Raw genomic sequence first — 19,448 nt, forward strand, 5'->3', positions numbered from 1 at the left:
AAAATAAAAAAGAAATAAATGAGCGGAGGATTCTATGGATAGTAATCTAATACAATCTATAAGAGAGAAATACAATGTCACAACAAAACAAATTAATTCAGTGTTATTACTCCTAGAGGATAAAAATACAGTACCTTTTATAGCGCGCTATAGAAAAGAGCAAACAGGTGGATTAGATGAAGTAGAAATTAAACAAATAGATGATGAATATCAATATATGGTTAACCTTCAAAAAAGAAAAGAAGAAGTTATACATAATATAGAAGAACAAGGTTTATTAACAACAGACTTAAAAAGTGATATTTTAAAACAAACAAAACTCCAACGTGTTGAAGATTTATATAGACCATTTAAACAAAAAAAGAAAACGAGAGCAACGGAAGCAAAGAGAAAAGGCTTAGAACCATTTGCAAAATGGCTAAAGCAATCTAACTTAGACACAACAATCGAAAACAAAGCGCAACAATTTTTAAACGAAGAAATAGAAACTATTGAAGCTGCTATAAAAGGTGCACAAGATATCATTGCAGAATTAGTTTCGGATGCACCTAAATATAGAACTAAAATCCTTAAAGATACTTTTCAACATGGCAATATCATTACACAAAAGAAAAAGAATGCTGAAGACGAAAAAGAAATATTTTCAATGTATTATGATTACAGCGAACCAGTGAAAAAAATTGCTAACCACAGAGTCTTAGCTGTGAACCGTGGAGAAAAAGAAAAAGTATTATCAGTAAAATTAGAAATGGATACACAAGGCATTGAAAACTTCATTCGCAAAAATGAAATAACTACAAATCATGAGGGTGATTATATAATTGAAGATGCCATTAAAGATAGCTTAAAAAGATTAATTATGCCTTCTATCGAAAGAGAAATAAGAGGAGATCTAACAGAAAAAGCTGAAAACCATGCTATTGATGTCTTTAGTGAAAATTTAAGGAATTTATTGTTACAACCACCATTGAAAGGTAAACAAATACTTGGGGTAGATCCAGCATTTAGAACAGGTTGCAAACTTGCAGTTATTAATCCTTTCGGTACATTTGTTGCAAAAGGCGTGATGTATCCGCATCCTCCAATTAATAAAAAAGCAGATGCTGAGAAAATATTCGTTAAATTTGTAAAAGATTATGACGTAGAACTGATAGCAATAGGTAACGGGACAGCTAGTCGCGAAACTGAACAATTTGTAGCATCTATGATTCAAGAACATCATTTGAAGGTGCAATTCATTATTGTGAATGAAGCGGGTGCGTCAGTATATTCTGCATCAGAAGTCGCTAGAACAGAATTCCCAGATTTCCAAGTTGAAGAACGTAGTGCAGTTTCAATTGGTAGAAGAGTGCAAGATCCATTGAGTGAACTTGTTAAAATCGACCCTAAATCAATAGGTGTAGGTCAATATCAGCATGATGTTAATCAGAAAGCACTTGAAGCGGCGTTAACATTTGTGGTTGAAACAGCAGTAAACCAAGTAGGTGTGGATGTTAATACTGCTTCACGCTCACTACTCCAATACGTTTCTGGTCTATCACCAACGATTGCACAAAACATAATTAACTATCGTGAAGAAAACGGAGCAATCAAACATAACAAAGATATTGCAAAAGTTAAGCGTTTAGGCGCTAAAACATTTGAGCAAAGTATTGGGTTTTTAAGAATTGTCGATGGTAGCGAACCATTAGATAATACTTCGATTCACCCTGAGAGCTACAGAGCAACGTATCAATTATTAAATGAAATCAATATGAAAGCTGAAGATCTTGGCACAGAAGATTTGAAATCAGCATTAAATCACTTAAACATTGCGGAAATGGCTGAGAAATTGAATATAGGTCAACCGACATTAGAAGATATTTTAAAATCGTTGATTGCTCCAAATAGAGATCCTCGTGATGAATTTGAAACGCCCATTCTAAAATCAGATGTTTTATCAATCGAAGACTTAGCAAAAAATATGAAGTTAAGTGGTACAGTTAGAAATGTTGTAGATTTTGGTGCTTTTGTAGACATTGGAGTTAAACAAGATGGACTTGTACATGTATCTAAACTATCTAAGAAGTTTGTGAAGAATCCAATGGATATTGTTAGCGTTGGAGATATAGTAGATGTTTGGATACTTGATATTGATGATAAAAAAGGTAAGGTATCATTAACTATGATTGATCCACTTGGATAATGAAACCCTTCAAAGATTGACAGAAACTATATCTGAAACGCACTTTAAGCGCTCATTTAAGCATAAAGCTTATTTTAATAAACGCTTAAAAACAACAGGCGGTCGCTACTTATTACAAACTCATAATATTGAAATTAATGATAAGCAGTATACTAAATTTGGTGAAAAAGCAGTTCAAGATATTATTAAACATGAATTATGTCATTATCATTTGCACATACAAGGAAAGGGATATCAACATAAGGATAAGGATTTTAAAGCGTTGAGTAAGTTAACAGGTGCTCCAAGGTTCTGTTCAGCTGTAGAAAAATATGAAGACCGAGCAAAGTATATTTATAAATGTAATACATGCGGTGCTCAATTTCCGAGGATACGAAAAGTTAACACGACAAAAATGATGTGTGGACATTGTAAAGGTAAATTGGTTCAACATGACATTGTGCAATCATAGTAGTTGTTATAAAAAGGCGAGCTAAAACGATTAGTTTTAGCTCGCCCTTTTTATTTTGAATTAAAATATAAATGGAATTTAAGTAATAAAGGTCTATTTAGGTGATTTTTAATGTGTATTTTAACATCAATAGTTAAATCCAACTTATAACTAGATCATTTTACTCATTTTTGTTTGCTTTTTCTGTTGACGATGAGTCGATTATATTATAAGATAATAAACGTTGCGAAATTAATAGGCAATTGAGTTAAGCAAGTATTAAATTTATTAAATTAACTTTAAAAACGTGTTGACAAAACATTAAAGGTATATTACAATGTATAATGTTAACTTGATAAACAAACCGTTTTGCGAGCGGCCGTGGCGGAACGGCAGACGCGCTAGGTTGAGGGCCTAGTGGGAGAAATCCCGTGGAGGTTCAAATCCTCTTGGCCGCATCAAAAATATTACATATAAATAAAATGCGGGTGTAGTTTAATGGTAAAACCTCAGCCTTCCAAGCTGATGTTGTGGGTTCGATTCCCATCACCCGCTCCAATAGAAACATTAGTGAACATTGAAAACTGAATTGCAATATGTCAACGTTAATTCCGAACACAACATTAAATTGTTGGTTCAAACGTGTTAGAGATAACACACAAATTAGTATTTTATGAGCTAATCAAACATCATAATTCATTTATGGAGAGTTTGATCCTGGCTCAGGATGAACGCTGGCGGCGTGCCTAATACATGCAAGTCGAGCGAACGGATAAGGAGCTTGCTCCTTTGAAGTTAGCGGCGGACGGGTGAGTAACACGTGGGTAACCTACCTATAAGACTGGAATAACTTCGGGAAACCGGAGCTAATGCCGGATAACATTTGGAACCGCATGGTTCTAAAGTAAAAGATGGTTTTGCTATCACTTATAGATGGACCCGCGCCGTATTAGCTAGTTGGTAAGGTAACGGCTTACCAAGGCAACGATACGTAGCCGACCTGAGAGGGTGATCGGCCACACTGGAACTGAGACACGGTCCAGACTCCTACGGGAGGCAGCAGTAGGGAATCTTCCGCAATGGACGAAAGTCTGACGGAGCAACGCCGCGTGAGTGATGAAGGTTTTCGGATCGTAAAACTCTGTTATTAGGGAAGAACAAATGTGTAAGTAACTGTGCACATCTTGACGGTACCTAATCAGAAAGCCACGGCTAACTACGTGCCAGCAGCCGCGGTAATACGTAGGTGGCAAGCGTTATCCGGAATTATTGGGCGTAAAGCGCGCGTAGGCGGTTTCTTAAGTCTGATGTGAAAGCCCACGGCTCAACCGTGGAGGGTCATTGGAAACTGGGAAACTTGAGTACAGAAGAGGAAAGTGGAATTCCATGTGTAGCGGTGAAATGCGCAGAGATATGGAGGAACACCAGTGGCGAAGGCGACTTTCTGGTCTGTAACTGACGCTGATGTGCGAAAGCGTGGGGATCAAACAGGATTAGATACCCTGGTAGTCCACGCCGTAAACGATGAGTGCTAAGTGTTAGGGGGTTTCCGCCCCTTAGTGCTGCAGCTAACGCATTAAGCACTCCGCCTGGGGAGTACGACCGCAAGGTTGAAACTCAAAGGAATTGACGGGGACCCGCACAAGCGGTGGAGCATGTGGTTTAATTCGAAGCAACGCGAAGAACCTTACCAAATCTTGACATCCTTTGAAAACTCTAGAGATAGAGCCTTCCCCTTCGGGGGACAAAGTGACAGGTGGTGCATGGTTGTCGTCAGCTCGTGTCGTGAGATGTTGGGTTAAGTCCCGCAACGAGCGCAACCCTTAAACTTAGTTGCCAGCATTTAGTTGGGCACTCTAGGTTGACTGCCGGTGACAAACCGGAGGAAGGTGGGGATGACGTCAAATCATCATGCCCCTTATGATTTGGGCTACACACGTGCTACAATGGACAATACAAAGGGCAGCTAAACCGCGAGGTCATGCAAATCCCATAAAGTTGTTCTCAGTTCGGATTGTAGTCTGCAACTCGACTACATGAAGCTGGAATCGCTAGTAATCGTAGATCAGCATGCTACGGTGAATACGTTCCCGGGTCTTGTACACACCGCCCGTCACACCACGAGAGTTTGTAACACCCGAAGCCGGTGGAGTAACCATTTATGGAGCTAGCCGTCGAAGGTGGGACAAATGATTGGGGTGAAGTCGTAACAAGGTAGCCGTATCGGAAGGTGCGGCTGGATCACCTCCTTTCTAAGGATATATTCGGAACATCTTCCTTGAGAAGATGAAGAGGAACGACATTGACATATTGCATTCAGTTTTGAATGCTCATTACGAGTATTCATTGCGTTATTTTGTACATTGAAAACTAGATATGTAAGTAAAATTTATGATTTTACCAAGCAAAACCGAGTGAATTAGAGTTTTAAAAAGCTTGAATTCAAAAAAATAGAAATAATCGCTAGTGTTCGAAAGAACACTCACAGATTAATAACATTTTAGGTTTTCAACCGATTTTATCGTGTTGAAGGTCGAAAAGATTAAGTTATTAAGGGCGCACGGTGGATGCCTTGGCACTAGAAGCCTACGAAGGACGTTACTAACGACGATATGCTTTGGGGAGCTGTAAGTAAGCTTTGATCCAGAGATTTCCGAATGGGGAAACCCAACACGAGTTATGTCGTGTTATCGATATGTGAATACATAGCATATCTGAAGGCAGACGCGGGGAACTGAAACATCTTAGTACCCGCAGGAAGAGAAAGAAAAATCGATTCCCTGAGTAGCGGCGAGCGAAACGGGAAGAGCCCAAACCAACGAGCTTGCTTGTTGGGGTTGTAGGACACTCTATACGGAGTTACAAAAGAACAAATTAGACGAATCATCTGGAAAGATGAATCAAAGAAGGTAATAATCCTGTAGTCGAAAGTTTGTTCACTCTTGAGTGGATCCTGAGTACGACGGAACACGAGAAATTCCGTCGGAATCCGGGAGGACCATCTCCCAAGGCTAAATACTCTCTAGTGACCGATAGTGAACCAGTACCGTGAGGGAAAGGTGAAAAGTACCCCGGAAGGGGAGTGAAATAGAACTTGAAACCGTGTGCTTACAAGTAGTCAGAGCCCGTTAATGGGTGATGGCGTGCCTTTTGTAGAATGAACCGGCGAGTTACGATTTGATGCAAGGTTAAGCAGTTAATGTGGAGCCGTAGCGAAAGCGAGTCTGAATAGGGCGTTGAGTATTTGGTCGTAGACCCGAAACCAGGTGATCTACCCATGACCAGGCTGAAGTTCAGGTAACACTGAATGGAGGGCCGAACCGACTTACGTTGAAAAGTGAGCGGATGAGTTGTGGGTAGCGGAGAAATTCCAATCGAACCTGGAGATAGCTGGTTCTCTCCGAAATAGCTTTAGGGCTAGCCTTAAGTAATGATTATTGGAGGTAGAGCACTGTTTGGACGAGGGGCCCTTATCGGGTTACCGAATTCAGACAAACTCCGAATGCCAATCAATTTTATCTTAGGAGTTAGAACGCGGGTGATAAGGTCCGTGTTCGAAAGGGAAACAGCCCAGACCACCAGCTAAGGTCCCAAAATATATGTTAAGTGGAAAAGGATGTGGCGTTGCCCAGACAACTAGTATGTTGGCTTAGAAGCAGCCATCATTTAAAGAGTGCGTAATAGCTCACTAGTCGAGTGACACTGCGCCGAAAATGTACCGGGGCTAAACATATTACCGAAGCTGTGGATTGTCCGTAAGGACAGTGGTAGGAGAGCGTTCTAAGGGCGTTGAAGCATGATCGCAAGGACATGTGGAGCGCTTAGAAGTGAGAATGCCGGTGTGAGTAGCGAAAGACGGGTGAGAATCCCGTCCACCGATTGACTAAGGTTTCCAGAGGAAGGCTCGTCCGCTCTGGGTTAGTCGGGTCCTAAGCTGAGGCCGATAGGCGTAGGCGATGGATAACAGGTTGATATTCCTGTACCACCAAATTTCGTTTTAAGCGATGGGGGGACGCAGTAGGATAGGCGAAGCGTACTATTGGATTGTACGTCCAAGCAATGAGACTGAGTGTTAGGCAAATCCGGCACTCTTAAGGTCAAGTTGTGATGGGGAGAGGAAATTGTTTCCTCGAGTCGTTGATTTCACACTGCCAAGAAAAGCCTCTAGCTAGAATTTTGGTGCCCGTACCGCAAACCGACACAGGTAGTCAAGATGAGAATTCTAAGGTGAGCGAGCGAACTCTCGTTAAGGAACTCGGCAAAATGACCCCGTAACTTCGGGAGAAGGGGTGCTCTTTAGGGTTAACGCCCAGGAGAGCCGCAGTGAATAGGCCCAAGCGACTGTTTATCAAAAACACAGGTCTCTGCTAAACCGTAAGGTGATGTATAGGGGCTGACGCCTGCCCGGTGCTGGAAGGTTAAGAGGAGTGGTTAGCTTCGGCGAAGCTACGAATCGAAGCCCCAGTAAACGGCGGCCGTAACTATAACGGTCCTAAGGTAGCGAAATTCCTTGTCGGGTAAGTTCCGACCCGCACGAAAGGCGTAACGATTTGGGCACTGTCTCAACGAGAGACTCGGTGAAATCATAGTACCTGTGAAGATGCAGGTTACCCGCGACAGGACGGAAAGACCCCGTGGAGCTTTACTGTAGTCTGATATTGAAATTCGGTACAACTTGTACAGGATAGGTAGGAGCCTTTGAAACGTGAGCGCCAGCTTACGTCGAGGCGTTGGTGGGATACTACCCTTGCTGTGTTGGATTTCTAACCCGCACCATTTATCATGGTGGGAGACAGTGTCAGATGGACAGTTTGACTGGGGCGGTCGCCTCCTAAAGAGTAACGGAGGCGCTCAAAGGTTTCCTCAGAATGGTTGGAAATCATTCATAGAGTGTAAAGGCATAAGGAAGCTTGACTGCGAGACTTACAAGTCGAGCAGGGTCGAAAGACGGACTTAGTGATCCGGTGGTTCCGCATGGAAGGGCCATCGCTCAACGGATAAAAGCTACCCCGGGGATAACAGGCTTATCTCCCCCAAGAGTTCACATCGACGGGGAGGTTTGGCACCTCGATGTCGGCTCATCGCATCCTGGGGCTGTAGTCGGTCCCAAGGGTTGGGCTGTTCGCCCATTAAAGCGGTACGCGAGCTGGGTTCAGAACGTCGTGAGACAGTTCGGTCCCTATCCGTCGTGGGCGCAGGAAATTTGAGAGGAGCTGTCCTTAGTACGAGAGGACCGGGATGGACATACCTCTGGTGTACCAGTTGTCGTGCCAACGGCATCGCTGGGTAGCTATGTATGGACGGGATAAGTGCTGAAAGCATCTAAGCATGAAGCCCCCCTCAAGATGAGATTTCCCAACTTCGGTTATAAGATCCCTCAAAGATGATGAGGTTAATAGGTTCGAGGTGGAAGCATAGCGATATGTGGAGCTGACGAATACTAATCGATCGAAGACTTAATCAAATTTAAAAGTGTTTTGTTTGGCATTATCAAATTTTACTTACTATCTAGTTTTGAATGTATAATTTTTTATACAGTTCATTGTCTGGTGACAATGGCAAGGAGGTCACACCTGTTCCCATGCCGAACACAGTAGTTAAGCTCCTTAGCGCCGATGGTAGTCGGACTTACGTTCCGCAAGAGTAGGACGTTGCCAGGCAATTAGGGACCCGAAAGGGTCTCTTTTTTTATGCGCAAAAGGAGCTTAACTTCCAAAAAAATCTGGTTTAAGAAAGCGTTTGAAGCTGACGAACTGAGTGAAAGACGAGACGAGCTTACAAGCGGTAAGTGAGTAAGGAAAGAGCGAAAGTGAGAAAAGATACGAACGCTTGCCTTACACCAGAAAAGCTTCTTAGCGTCAATGGTAGCCGACTTACGTTCCGCAAGAGTAGAATAAGAGGGATACAAAAGACAAGTCTTTTGTATAAGTGCTCCTAAACTCTAAATATTAGAATAAGGAGCACTTTACAGGCAATTAGGGACCCGAAAGGGTCTCTTTTTTTATGTTGAAAAGAGCTTAACTACAGAGGATTACAAGAGCTGAAGCTCTTGCATAAGTACTACTAGCCTCAACAAATTGAGGAGTAGTACTTTATCGAAGAACTGCAAACCTGATTTAAGACATGACAACATAAGCTGAAGCTCATGTGTAAGAACTACTGATTCCAATGATTTTGAGAAGTAGTTCATTAAAAAAAGCTTAGCGCAATAGCTAAGCTTTTAAATAAGAAGTGAATAAAGCATTTTATTTTCGTTAATGTAAATATTTGAAGCATCGAACTCATTTACATTCTTTTTCAAGTTATTCAAATCTTTATGGTTATTTAATTGAATGCCTATGATAACTGTACCGGTGTTTTGAGATGATTTTTTTAGATACTCGAATTTAGTAATATCGTCTTTAGGTCCAAGTACATCATTTACAAATTCTCTTAAAGCGCCGGGACGTTGGGGAAAGTTTAAAATGAAGTAATGTTTCATTTCTTCGAAAAGTAATGAACGCTCTTCAATTTCTTTCATGCGGTTAATATCATTGTTACCACCACTCACAACACAAACAACTGTTTTACCTTTGATTTCTGCTTGATAATTATCTAAAGCGGTAATACTTAATGCACCAGCAGGTTCTGCGATAATGGCCTGTTTAGAGTACATATCCAAAATGGTTGAACATACAGCACCTTCATGTACTTGAACATAATCATCAACAACTTTTTTAGAGATGTCATATGTTATTTGACCAACTCTTGCTACTGAAGCACCGTCAACAAACTTATCAATGTCAGGTAATGTTACGATTTGATTTTCTAAAACAACTGATGTATACATACTGCTTGCGCCAGCAGGTTCTACGCCAACAATAGATGTTTGAGGTGAATTTTCCTTGAAGTACGTACCAACACCAGAAATTAAACCTCCGCCTCCAATTGCGGCAAATAAATAATCAAATTGTATATTTTCTTCTTGAGATTGATCAATGATTTCTTTAGCAAGTGTACCTTGCCCTGCAATAGTATAGATATTGTTAAAAGGATCAATGAAATTCATTTTGTTATCTTCTGTATAGCCGAGCGCTTCTTTTAAACAATCATCAAAAGTATCACCTGTAAGAATGACTTCGAGATTTTGTCCACCAAAGAATTTAACTTGGTTAATCTTTTGAAGTGGGGTAGTGACAGGCATAAAGATAACTGCATCTAAGTGTAATTTATTAGCAGTATAAGCCACACCTTGTGCATGGTTGCCTGCACTTGCACATGTGATGCCCATTTCTCTGTCTTCTTTATTTAAGGCTACAATTGCATTGTAAGCTCCTCTAAGTTTAAAAGATCTGACCCATTGTAGGTCTTCTCTTTTTAAATATACATTACAGTCATATTTAAGTGATAAATAATGATCCTTTTGTAATGGAGTCTCTTTAACAGTATCTTTTATTTGTAAGTAAGCTTCATCGATATCTTTTGAAGAAACAGTTGTTTTTACAGTCATATGTTTCACACCTTTGTTAGTTTAGTATCTTTAAAAATTTTTTGATCTTTCGTAAGATTTAATCTCATCTTCATATTGCAATGTTACTGCAACATCATCAAGTCCTTTTACGAGTTTGTTTTTCCAAGTTTCATCGATATCAAAAGTAAATGTTTTGTCTGGAGAAGAAACATTTTGATTTGGTAAATCTACTGTGATTGATTCTGATTGGGCTAAATGTTTTCTCGCTTCTTCATCTAATACAATAGGTAACATCGCATTTTTAGTACAGTTCATATAGAATATATCACTGTAACTGCCAGCAATAATTATGTCAAAACCGTAGTCTTTAATCGCCCAAGCAGCGTGTTCACGACTTGAGCCACATCCGAAATTATCTCCAGTAATTAAAATCGATGCATCTTTGTATTCTGGTTTATTTGGATTGAAGTCTGGATTATCAGATCCGTCATCTAAATAACGCCATTCATCGAAAGCAAATGGTCCAAATCCTGATTTTGAAATACGTTTTAAATGGACTTTAGGTATAATTTGATCGGTATCAATATTGTCATGAAATAATGGTACAACTTTACCTGTATACGTAGTGATTGGTTTGATTTCCATATTATACAACCACCTTTCTAACATCTACAAATTTACCATTAATTGCTGCGGCTGCTGCCATAGCAGGAGAAACAAGGTGTGTTCTTGCACCTTTACCTTGGCGACCTTCAAAGTTACGATTACTTGTCGAAGCACAATGAACACCATTAGGTACTTGGTCTGGATTCATTCCTAAACACATTGAGCAACCGGGCTCTCTCCAATCAAAACCTGCTTCTTTAAAAATTTTATCTAGTCCTATTTTTTCTGCTTCTTTCTTAACTGTACGAGAACCTGGAACAACGATTGCTGTAATATTAGGGTGGACTTGATTTCCTTTAACAATATGACTCGCTTCAACTAAATCTGAAAGACGAGCATTTGTACAAGAACCTAAGAAGACATAACCCAAATCAATATCCTCAGCTTTTTGACCAGGTTTTAAATCCATATAATTATATGCACGTTCGTCATTAACATCTTCTATTTCTGGGAAAGGTGTGCTAAAACTCACTCCCATTTCAGGACTAGTTCCCCAAGTCACTTGAGGTTCTAAATCTGAGACATCCATTTCAATGACTCTATCAAATTCGGCATCGTCATCTGTGTAGAGTTCGCGCCATTCATCAACAGAATTATCAAAGTTTGTTGCGTATGGACGGCCTTTAACATATTCAAATGTTGTTTCATCTGGCTCCATCATGCCATATTTAGCACCAGCTTCAATTGCCATGTTACAAATTGTCATTCTAGCTTCCATACTCAAACTACGAATCGCTTCTCCAGAAAATTCTAGAGCATAACCTGTCCCAAAATCAACGCCATACTGACTAATCAAATGTAAGATAATATCTTTGGCATATACACCAGTCGGCAATTTGCCTGTTACATCAATTTTTAGATTTTTAGGTTTAGTTTGCCATAGCGATTGTGTAGCAAATACATGCTCTACTTCACTTGTACCAATACCAAAAGCAATTGCTCCGAAAGCACCATGTGTAGCAGTATGAGAATCACCACAAACAATTGTTTTACCTGGCTGGGTTAAACCTGTTTCAGGACCTACCATATGCACAATACCTTGTTCATCAGAACCCATATCAAATATATGGACACCGAATTCTTTAGCATTATTTTGCAATGTAGTAATTTGCTTGTTTGCGATTTCATCTTTGATATTAAAGATATCTACGGTTGGTACGTTATGATCAAGTGTTGCATATGTTAAGTCTGGTCTACGCAATTGTCTGTTTTGGAGTCTCAGACCTTCAAATGCTTGAGGAGATGTGACTTCGTGTATAAGATGCAAATCTATATATAATAACTGTGGGTCACCTTCTTTACCAGTCAAGACATGTTTATTCCAAACTTTATCAAATAGTGTTTTACCCATATGACATCTCCTCCTTTTTATAGATTTTCTTTTACGAAATTAATAATATCTGACGTATTATAATTTCCATTGAGATCACGGGTTGTCTTACCTTCTTTAATGAGTTGATAAATTACTGTTTCTAATTTTTCAGCTGCTTGTGGTTCATTTAAGCTTTCTCTAAGACACATAACAACTGATAAAAGCATACCGAAAGGATTTGCGATATCTTGGTTTGCAATATCTGGTGCTGAACCATGAATTGGTTCGTAAAGTCGTGGACCTTGTTCACTAAAACTTGCAGAAGGTGATAAACCTAGTGAACCTGGTATTACAGATGCTTCATCACTTAAAATATCACCAAATAAATTTTCCGTAACAATGACATCAAATTGTGATGGGTTAGTAATTAAATGCATTGCACAAGCATCTACAAGCAAATGGTTAACTTCTACTTCAGGATAATCTTGTGAAACTTCATTTATTACTCTACGCCATAATTTACTAGAAGAAAGCACATTTTCTTTATCAACAGATGTTAATTTTTTATTTCTTCTTTGAGCTAAATCAAATCCAACTCTAGCAATGCGTTCAATTTCTGATCTGGTATAAGTAAGAGAATCAAGTGCATCGTCATCACCCAATTTCTTAGGTTCACCAAAATAGATACCGCCAGTGAGCTCTCTTACTAAAACGAAATCTGTACCTGCAACACGCTCTTCTTTAATCGGAGATAAATGGCTCGTACCATTTGTTACAGTAGTAGGGCGTATATTAGCGAATAAGCCTAACGCTTTACGTATGCCTAATAAACCTTGTTCTGGTCTATTATTAGGATCAGTCCATTTTGGTCCACCTACAGCGCCTAATAAAATTGCATAAGCATTTTGACATGCATTTAGTGTCGATTCAGGAAGTGGTTTACCATGGTGATCTATAGCAACACCACCAAAATCATGTGATTCTAAGTCATAATTAAAATTAAAATCTTGGCTTAATTGTGCTAATATTTCTAGTGATCCTTTCATAATTTCAGGACCAATACCATCACCTGGTAGGGCTACAATCTTATAACTCATGAATGAATACCTTCTTCCGTAGCTGAATTAGCAGCATATTTAGCATGTGCTTCTACATATGATTTACATGACGCAAGTAAGATATCATGGTCAATACCGACACCTGTAACAATTTGATTATCAATCTTAATTTGTACATGTACTTCTGCTTGTGCATCAGTGCCTTCAGTAACAGAATCAATACGGTATTCTATTAACTCAGTGTTGAGGTCAAAAATACGATCTATTGCATTGTACACGGCAACGATAGAACCAGTGCCAATACTTGAATCTTGATACGTATTACCGTCTTTATCTTTAATGACGACTACAGCACTTTGAAGTCCATTTGAAACAAATTGTAGCTGTAAAGTTTCAACTTGATATATCGCATTTTGTTCGTGTTCTGTACCTTGAATTAAAGCATGAATATCACGGTCTGTAACTGCTTTTTTCTTATCTGCAATTGTTTTAAACTGTTTAAATAATACTTTTTGTTCTTCTGGATCAACATCGTAACCCAAATTAATTAATTTTTCAGCAAAAGCATGTTTGCCTGAAAGTTTACCTAAAGGTAATTCTGTTGTTTTAACACCAACAAGTTGAGGTGTCATAATTTCATATGTTTCAGGGTTTTTAATTATGCCATCTTGATGGATACCTGATTCATGACTAAAAGCGTTTTGACCGACAATGGCTTTGTTTCTAGGAACTCGAATTCCTGCAAATCTAGCAATTAAATCTGAGGTTTGTTTTGTTTCTTCAAGGTTAATTCTAGATTGATTGCCATAATGATCTTGTCGAACGTAAAGGCCAAGTGCTACTTCTTCAAGTGCTGCATTACCTGCACGTTCCCCAATACCATTTAAAGTACCTTCTATTCGTTTGGCTCCATTTTCAATTGCAGCCATACTATTTGCAACTGCAAGCCCAAGATCATCGTGACAGTGCGCACTATAAATTACTTCATGGTCTGTTTTGATAGATTCTTGTAGTGTTTTGAAAATTTGACCATATTCAGAAGGGTAACTGAAACCTACAGTGTCAGGTACATTGATTACACTTGCTCCGGCATCAACAGCTGTTTGAACACATTCTATTAAAAATGGTAGTTCTGTTCTTGTTGCATCTTCTGGGGAGAATTGAACTAAATCAAAATATTTTTTCGCATAGCTTACATGTTCTGTTATAGATGCTAAAACTTCTTCCTTAGACATCATAAGTTTGGAATCGCGATGAATCGGGCTTGTTGCGATAAAGACATGAATTCTTGGTTTTGCTGCTTCTTTAGTTGCTTCATATACTGCATCAATATCTTTTTTCACACAACGGGCTAGACCACATACAGCAGTTGTTGTTAATGCTTTTGAGATTGCTTCAACTGATTTAAAACTACCATTACTTGATGCAGGGAACCCAGCTTCTATAATATCTACGCCCCATTTTTCAAGTTGGTTTGCTATCTTCAAACGTTCATCGAATGAAAAGTTTACACCAGGTGTTTGTTCGCCGTCTCTAAGTGTTGTATCAAAAATTTGAATATGGCTACTCATTTTCAACATCTCCTATAAATGAATTTTAGACTCATATAACCGTAAGTAATGAAGAAACACACTTTTATGAGAAAAGTAGCTGCATTTTTAAGCAATCATATATCCCTAATTAAGTGTGATTCTCCAATTACGATTAATTTAAAGGTTGAATCTAATTATTTTTCAATGCTTTTAGATTTAATGAATGGCATCATTTCACGTAGCTCTTTACCAACCGCTTCGATTTGATGTCCATGTTGTTCTTCGCGTAGTTTGTGGAACTCTTCAAAATTATTTTCATTATCTTTAATGAAACGATCACTGAATTTTCCTTGTTGGATATCTTCTAGTACTGCTTTCATATTATCTTTAACGTCAGGTGTAATGATACGTGGTCCAGATACATAATCACCAAATTCTGCTGTATTTGAAATTGAATAACGCATGTTTTCCATACCACCTTCGTATAATAGGTCTACGATAAGTTTCATTTCATGTAATACTTCGAAATAAGCAATCTCTGGCTGATATCCAGCTTCAACTAAAGTTTCGAAACCAGTTTGTATTAATTTAGTTGTACCACCACAAAGGACAGCTTGTTCACCAAATAAATCTGTTTCAGTTTCCTCTTTGAATGATGTTTCTAATACACCAGCACGTGTAGCACCGATACCTTTAGCATAGCTTAAAGCTAAGTCTGTAGCTTCTCCACTTGCATCTTGTTCTACTGCGAATAGGGCAGGGACTGCACTACCTTCAGCAAAAGTACGACGAACTAAATGTCCTGGGCCTTTTGGAGCTACTAAGAATACGTCAACGTTTTCTGGTGGGTTGATAACATCAAAATGAATATTAAAACCATGAGCAAAAACTAATGCATTATTTGCTTCTAGATTTGGTTCGATTTCTTCTTTATATATTTTTCCTTGAGCTTCATCTGGTAGAAGTACCATAATGACATCAGCTTGTTTTGCTGCTTCATTTACAGGATATACTTCGAAGCCGTCATCTTTTGCTTTATCAAAAGAACGTCCAGGTCTGATACCAATGATTACGTCATAGCCATTGTCTTTTAAGTTTTGTGCATGAGCATGACCTTGAGATCCATAACCTAAAACCGCTACTTTTTTACCTTGTAATGCATCTTTCTTTACTGTTTCATCATAATAAACTGTTGTCATAATATAATCCTCCATGTGATTTGAATTTTTGTTAAAACATTAAAACTTAAGCTAAATAATACCTGCCGAACCCGTACGTGAGACTTGTTCGATTTTATATGATGATAGATCGTCTAATAAATTATCCATCGTATATTGTGGACCTGAGGCTTGAAGGTACGTATAAGTTTCTTCATTTTTTAATATAGAGACTAGCGCATCATAAGGTTTGATTAAATTTTGTAATTCTTGGTGATTGTTTGGTGTTTGTAATTTCACAAGTACCAACTCTCTATTGTAGGTATTTGTATCTGTTATATCTTCAACCTCAATTATATTGATTTGCTTTTCAAGCTGTTGAAGTAGTGTGCGTAACACGTCTGTATCAGGTATTTCTGCTACAAAAGTAATGTTAGAAATACCTTCTTCTAGCGTAGGTGTTGCGGAAAGGTTAACGATATTAAATTGTCTTCGTACGAAAATACTGGTTAATCTATTCAATGTACCTGCTTTATCTCTCACTTTTGTTCTAAATGTTCTTCTCATAATAGACCCTCCATCTCATGGTTTGCTTTACCACTTGGTACCATAGGAGAGACAATTTCAACTGGTGAAATACGAATGTCAATTAAAGCTGGTCCGTCATGTTGGAAAGCCTCATCCAATTTTTGTTCTAAGTGTGTTGGATCATCTATAAGATAGGCTTTTACATTATATGCTTCAGATAGCTTAATAAAGTCTGGCTGTCCATTAAACACAGAATGTGAAAAACGTTTATTAAAGAATTTATCTTGCCATTGTTTCACCATACCCAGCGTACCGTTATTTACGATTACGATTTTAATATCTATGCCATATTCTTCTAAAATACCCATTTCTTGGTTTGTCATTTGAAAACCACCATCGCCTACAAATGCTACGACTGGTTTGTCTGGTTTAGCTAATTTAGCACCAATTGCTGCAGGTATACCAAAGCCCATTGTGCCTAAACCACCACTTGTAACAAGTTGACCATGATTTTTGAATGGGTAGTATTGTGCAACCCACATTTGATGTTGTCCTACGTCTGTAGTTACGATTGCATCACCATTGGTAATTTCTCCGATATATTCAATTGCGCGTTGTGGTTTTGAAAATACACCATCTTCATCATCACTGTATGCAAATGGTTGCTGTGTTTTATTTTCGTTACATGTTTCTAACCAATCTTCGTGTCGGATTGAATAACTGTCGAAATCGAGTAGAAATTCTAATGTCGCTTTACAATCGGCAACAATACCCAAATCTACTTTAATAATTTTGTTGATTTCAGATGGATCGATATCAACATGAACGATTTTAGCATTTGGTGCGAATTCATCAGGGTTACTAGCTAATCTGTCGTCAAAGCGGCTTCCGAAGTTAATAAGTAAATCACATTCAGTTAATGCCATATTACTTGCGTATGATCCGTGCATACCACCCATACCTAAAAATAGGGGGTGTTCGTATGGAATTGCACCGAGACCAAGTAATGTACTTACTACTGGTAATTGGTGTCTACTTACAAATTCAGTGAATAAATCGTTTGCTTTGGCATGGTTGATGCCTGCACCTGAAAGTACTAATGGTTTTTTTGCACTTTTCAAAAAGTCTCTCAATTTTTGTATATCATCTTTTTTCGGTTTATTAGGTATTGTGTAACCAGGTAACTCTAATTCATTAGTAACTTGGGCATTTGTTGATAGGACACCCATATCTTTAGGAAAATCGATTACCACAGGACCTTTTCTTCCAGTATTAGCGATATGAAAAGCTTCATGAATAATTTTTGGAATATCCTGTACATTTTTGACTTGATAGTTGTGTTTAGTAATAGGTGTTGTCATGGAGAGTAAGTCTGCTTCTTGGAATGCATCCTTACCAATACCAGGTGTTGCGACTTGGCCTGTGATTACTACTAAAGGTAAAGAGTCGCTGTAAGCATCAGCAATACCGGTAATCGCATTTGTAGCTCCTGGACCACTTGTAACAACTACTACGCCTGTATTACCAGATACACGTGCATAACCTTCAGCTGCGTGCGTTGCACCTTGTTCGTGACGGGCTAAGATGTGTTTTATTCTTCCATCATATAGTGTGTCATAAAGAGGGAGAACAGCACCTCCTGGATAACCAAATATAAAATCAACACTCTCATTTGCCAATGATTCAACTAATAATTCTGAACCAGATCTCATTTCATCAATTGTCTCTTGTTCTAGCTCAACTTCAGGTTCAATTGGTTCTACTGCTTCCAAAGATTCAAAATTTTCTGATTTTTCTATTTCAAGTGTTTCAGTATGTTTAGACATTGTGCTCACTCCTTAAATGAGATTTTCGGGAACTTGCATTACGCCACCAGTATTAGCACTTGTAACAAGTGCAGTGTAACGTGCAAGATAACCAGTTTTCACTTTTGCTTTAAATGGTTTCACATCTTCTTTTCTATCGTTTAAAGTTTCATTTGATACTTCGACATTCAACGTTCGGTTAGTTAAATCAATAGTAATTTCATCACCATCTTCAATTAGTCCAATAGGTCCACCAGAAGCGGCTTCTCTAATCATTTCTCTACGTTGATCACTGACTGCTAATGCTGTTCCATTATATGGAAGGGATAAGCCTAAAACTTCCATTAAACAATTCATTGAATTCGCAGTGAACATACCAGAACAAGAACCACATGTTGGACAAGCGTTTTGTTCCATATCTAAAAATTCATCTTTTGAAATCGAACCATCTTTAAAAGCACCAACTGCTTCAAACATTGAAGAAAGTGTTAATGCTTTACCTTCTGAAGATAATCCTGCTTTCATAGGACCACCAGAACAAAAGATGGCTGGAACATTGGTTCTGACTGATGCGAGGATCATACCTGGTGTAATCTTGTCACAGTTAGGAATATAGAATACACCGTCAAACCAATGCGCGTTAATTACTGTTTCAGCAGAATCAGCAATGATTTCTCGTGAGGGAAGGGAATATCTCATTCCTATATGACCCATCGCGATACCATCATCTACACCGATTGTGTCAAATTCAAAGGGAATAGCACCTGCTTCACGAATTGCTTCTTTGGCAATGTCTGCTAATTCTCTTAAGTGGACATGTCCTGGGACAATGTCAATATATGAATTACAAATTGCCACGAAAGGCTTATTCATATCTGTTGGTTTTTCTAATGCACCTGTAGCATGCAAAAGACTTCTTGCTGGAGCCTGCTGATCACCTTTTTTGATCATATCGCTTCTCATACCATTTCCCCCTTAAAATTGAAAATAAAAAAAACGTCCCAATAAATTATTGGGACGTTTTCAAGTCCCATTCAACTAGAAAGAGGACTTAAACGTTTAGTAAATTCTTCACTAAAGTTCCAGTCCTAATAGCATAATAAAATGACTAAATTATTTGAAGTTGTTGGTTTGTATTGCATATGGTTTTTGGTCATTTTATTATACTCCTCTCGAATGAATGGTTTTTATTTAATTGAATTGTCTAAAAATTCGATAAATTAAATTTACTACATCAGCGAGATCATGTCAATGACTTTTTAGAATTATCTCTAAATTCACACAATTACAAAAAAGAAAGAACTTGTTTTACTATGAAGTAAAAT

Annotated in this window: 11 protein-coding genes, 2 tRNA genes and 3 rRNA genes; 7 read left to right on the top strand and 9 right to left on the bottom strand. The window is 38.4% G+C overall.

Annotated elements, in window-relative coordinates:
- Window positions 1-34: 34 nt before the first annotated feature.
- The 7 genes from NSR03_RS02590 (at window position 35) to rrf (ending at window position 8,275) form a co-directional block, all read left to right on the top strand.
- Entirely contained in the window at window positions 35-2,185 is a 2,151-nt protein-coding gene (locus NSR03_RS02590) for a Tex family protein (protein ID WP_069813880.1), read from the top strand.
- A complete protein-coding gene (locus NSR03_RS02595; RefSeq protein ID WP_021339952.1) occupies window positions 2,178-2,636 on the top strand; it encodes a SprT family protein in 459 nt (152 codons plus the stop codon). Before NSR03_RS02590 ends, NSR03_RS02595 begins: the two co-directional genes overlap by 8 nt.
- A gap of 354 nt (window positions 2,637-2,990) precedes the next feature.
- Window positions 2,991-3,073, top strand: a tRNA-Leu gene (locus NSR03_RS02600).
- A gap of 26 nt (window positions 3,074-3,099) precedes the next feature.
- Window positions 3,100-3,173, top strand: a tRNA-Gly gene (locus NSR03_RS02605).
- Window positions 3,174-3,314: 141 nt separating this feature from the next.
- Window positions 3,315-4,867 (top strand): 16S ribosomal RNA (locus tag NSR03_RS02610).
- Window positions 4,868-5,155: 288 nt separating this feature from the next.
- Window positions 5,156-8,079 (top strand): 23S ribosomal RNA (locus NSR03_RS02615).
- Window positions 8,080-8,160: 81 nt separating this feature from the next.
- A 5S ribosomal RNA gene (rrf, locus tag NSR03_RS02620) occupies window positions 8,161-8,275 on the top strand.
- The 16S, 23S and 5S rRNA genes sit together here with 2 tRNA genes alongside, the layout of an rRNA operon.
- 560 nt (window positions 8,276-8,835) lie before the next feature.
- Here rrf and ilvA read toward each other — a convergent pair.
- From ilvA to NSR03_RS02665, 9 genes are all read right to left on the bottom strand, one after another.
- Window positions 8,836-10,104, bottom strand: a complete 1,269-nt coding sequence (gene ilvA, locus NSR03_RS02625) for a threonine ammonia-lyase IlvA (RefSeq protein WP_069812745.1) — start codon at window positions 10,102-10,104, stop codon at window positions 8,836-8,838.
- A 30-nt stretch (window positions 10,105-10,134) separates the two neighbouring features.
- Window positions 10,135-10,710 (bottom strand): 3-isopropylmalate dehydratase small subunit, encoded by a 576-nt coding sequence (gene leuD, locus NSR03_RS02630; RefSeq protein ID WP_069801688.1) that lies wholly within the window; start codon window positions 10,708-10,710, stop codon window positions 10,135-10,137.
- A gap of 1 nt (window position 10,711) precedes the next feature.
- The gene (gene leuC / locus NSR03_RS02635; RefSeq protein WP_021339954.1) at window positions 10,712-12,082 is read right to left on the bottom strand and encodes a 3-isopropylmalate dehydratase large subunit; all 1,371 of its coding nucleotides are present in this window, start codon (window positions 12,080-12,082) and stop codon (window positions 10,712-10,714) included.
- Between the two features lie 17 nt (window positions 12,083-12,099).
- Window positions 12,100-13,140, bottom strand: a complete 1,041-nt coding sequence (gene leuB / locus NSR03_RS02640; protein ID WP_069812747.1) for a 3-isopropylmalate dehydrogenase — start codon at window positions 13,138-13,140, stop codon at window positions 12,100-12,102.
- Window positions 13,137-14,672 (bottom strand): 2-isopropylmalate synthase, encoded by a 1,536-nt coding sequence (locus NSR03_RS02645; RefSeq protein ID WP_069801693.1) that lies wholly within the window; start codon window positions 14,670-14,672, stop codon window positions 13,137-13,139. The genes leuB and NSR03_RS02645 overlap by 4 nt, the downstream gene beginning before the upstream one ends.
- 155 nt (window positions 14,673-14,827) lie before the next feature.
- Complete coding sequence (gene ilvC, locus NSR03_RS02650; RefSeq protein ID WP_071561883.1) at window positions 14,828-15,847, bottom strand: ketol-acid reductoisomerase; 1,020 nt, start codon at window positions 15,845-15,847, stop codon at window positions 14,828-14,830.
- Between the two features lie 36 nt (window positions 15,848-15,883).
- Window positions 15,884-16,357, bottom strand: coding sequence for an acetolactate synthase small subunit (gene ilvN / locus NSR03_RS02655; protein WP_002507123.1), 474 nt, complete (start codon window positions 16,355-16,357; stop codon window positions 15,884-15,886).
- A complete protein-coding gene (gene ilvB / locus NSR03_RS02660) occupies window positions 16,354-18,144 on the bottom strand; it encodes a biosynthetic-type acetolactate synthase large subunit (RefSeq protein ID WP_069801697.1) in 1,791 nt (596 codons plus the stop codon). The genes ilvN and ilvB overlap by 4 nt, the downstream gene beginning before the upstream one ends.
- A gap of 12 nt (window positions 18,145-18,156) precedes the next feature.
- Window positions 18,157-19,086 carry a dihydroxy-acid dehydratase domain-containing protein gene (locus tag NSR03_RS02665; protein WP_069821062.1) on the bottom strand — a complete coding sequence of 310 codons (930 nt, stop codon included), beginning with the start codon at window positions 19,084-19,086 and terminating at the stop codon, window positions 18,157-18,159.
- Between the last annotated feature and the right edge of the window lie 362 nt (window positions 19,087-19,448).

Source organism: Staphylococcus sp. FSL W8-1207 (genome assembly GCF_038003745.1).
Classification (GTDB): domain Bacteria; phylum Bacillota; class Bacilli; order Staphylococcales; family Staphylococcaceae; genus Staphylococcus; species Staphylococcus equorum.

Coding starts and splice junctions, on each gene's coding strand:
- leuC (WP_021339954.1), bottom strand. CDS start 12,082: ATGGGTAAAACACTATTTGATAAAGTTTGGAATAAACATGTCTTGACT.
- NSR03_RS02590 (WP_069813880.1), top strand. CDS start 35: ATGGATAGTAATCTAATACAATCTATAAGAGAGAAATACAATGTCACA.
- leuB (WP_069812747.1), bottom strand. CDS start 13,140: ATGAGTTATAAGATTGTAGCCCTACCAGGTGATGGTATTGGTCCTGAA.
- NSR03_RS02665 (WP_069821062.1), bottom strand. CDS start 19,086: ATGAGAAGCGATATGATCAAAAAAGGTGATCAGCAGGCTCCAGCAAGA.
- ilvB (WP_069801697.1), bottom strand. CDS start 18,144: ATGTCTAAACATACTGAAACACTTGAAATAGAAAAATCAGAAAATTTT.
- ilvC (WP_071561883.1), bottom strand. CDS start 15,847: ATGGAGGATTATATTATGACAACAGTTTATTATGATGAAACAGTAAAG.
- leuD (WP_069801688.1), bottom strand. CDS start 10,710: ATGGAAATCAAACCAATCACTACGTATACAGGTAAAGTTGTACCATTA.
- NSR03_RS02645 (WP_069801693.1), bottom strand. CDS start 14,672: ATGAGTAGCCATATTCAAATTTTTGATACAACACTTAGAGACGGCGAA.
- ilvN (WP_002507123.1), bottom strand. CDS start 16,357: ATGAGAAGAACATTTAGAACAAAAGTGAGAGATAAAGCAGGTACATTG.
- ilvA (WP_069812745.1), bottom strand. CDS start 10,104: ATGACTGTAAAAACAACTGTTTCTTCAAAAGATATCGATGAAGCTTAC.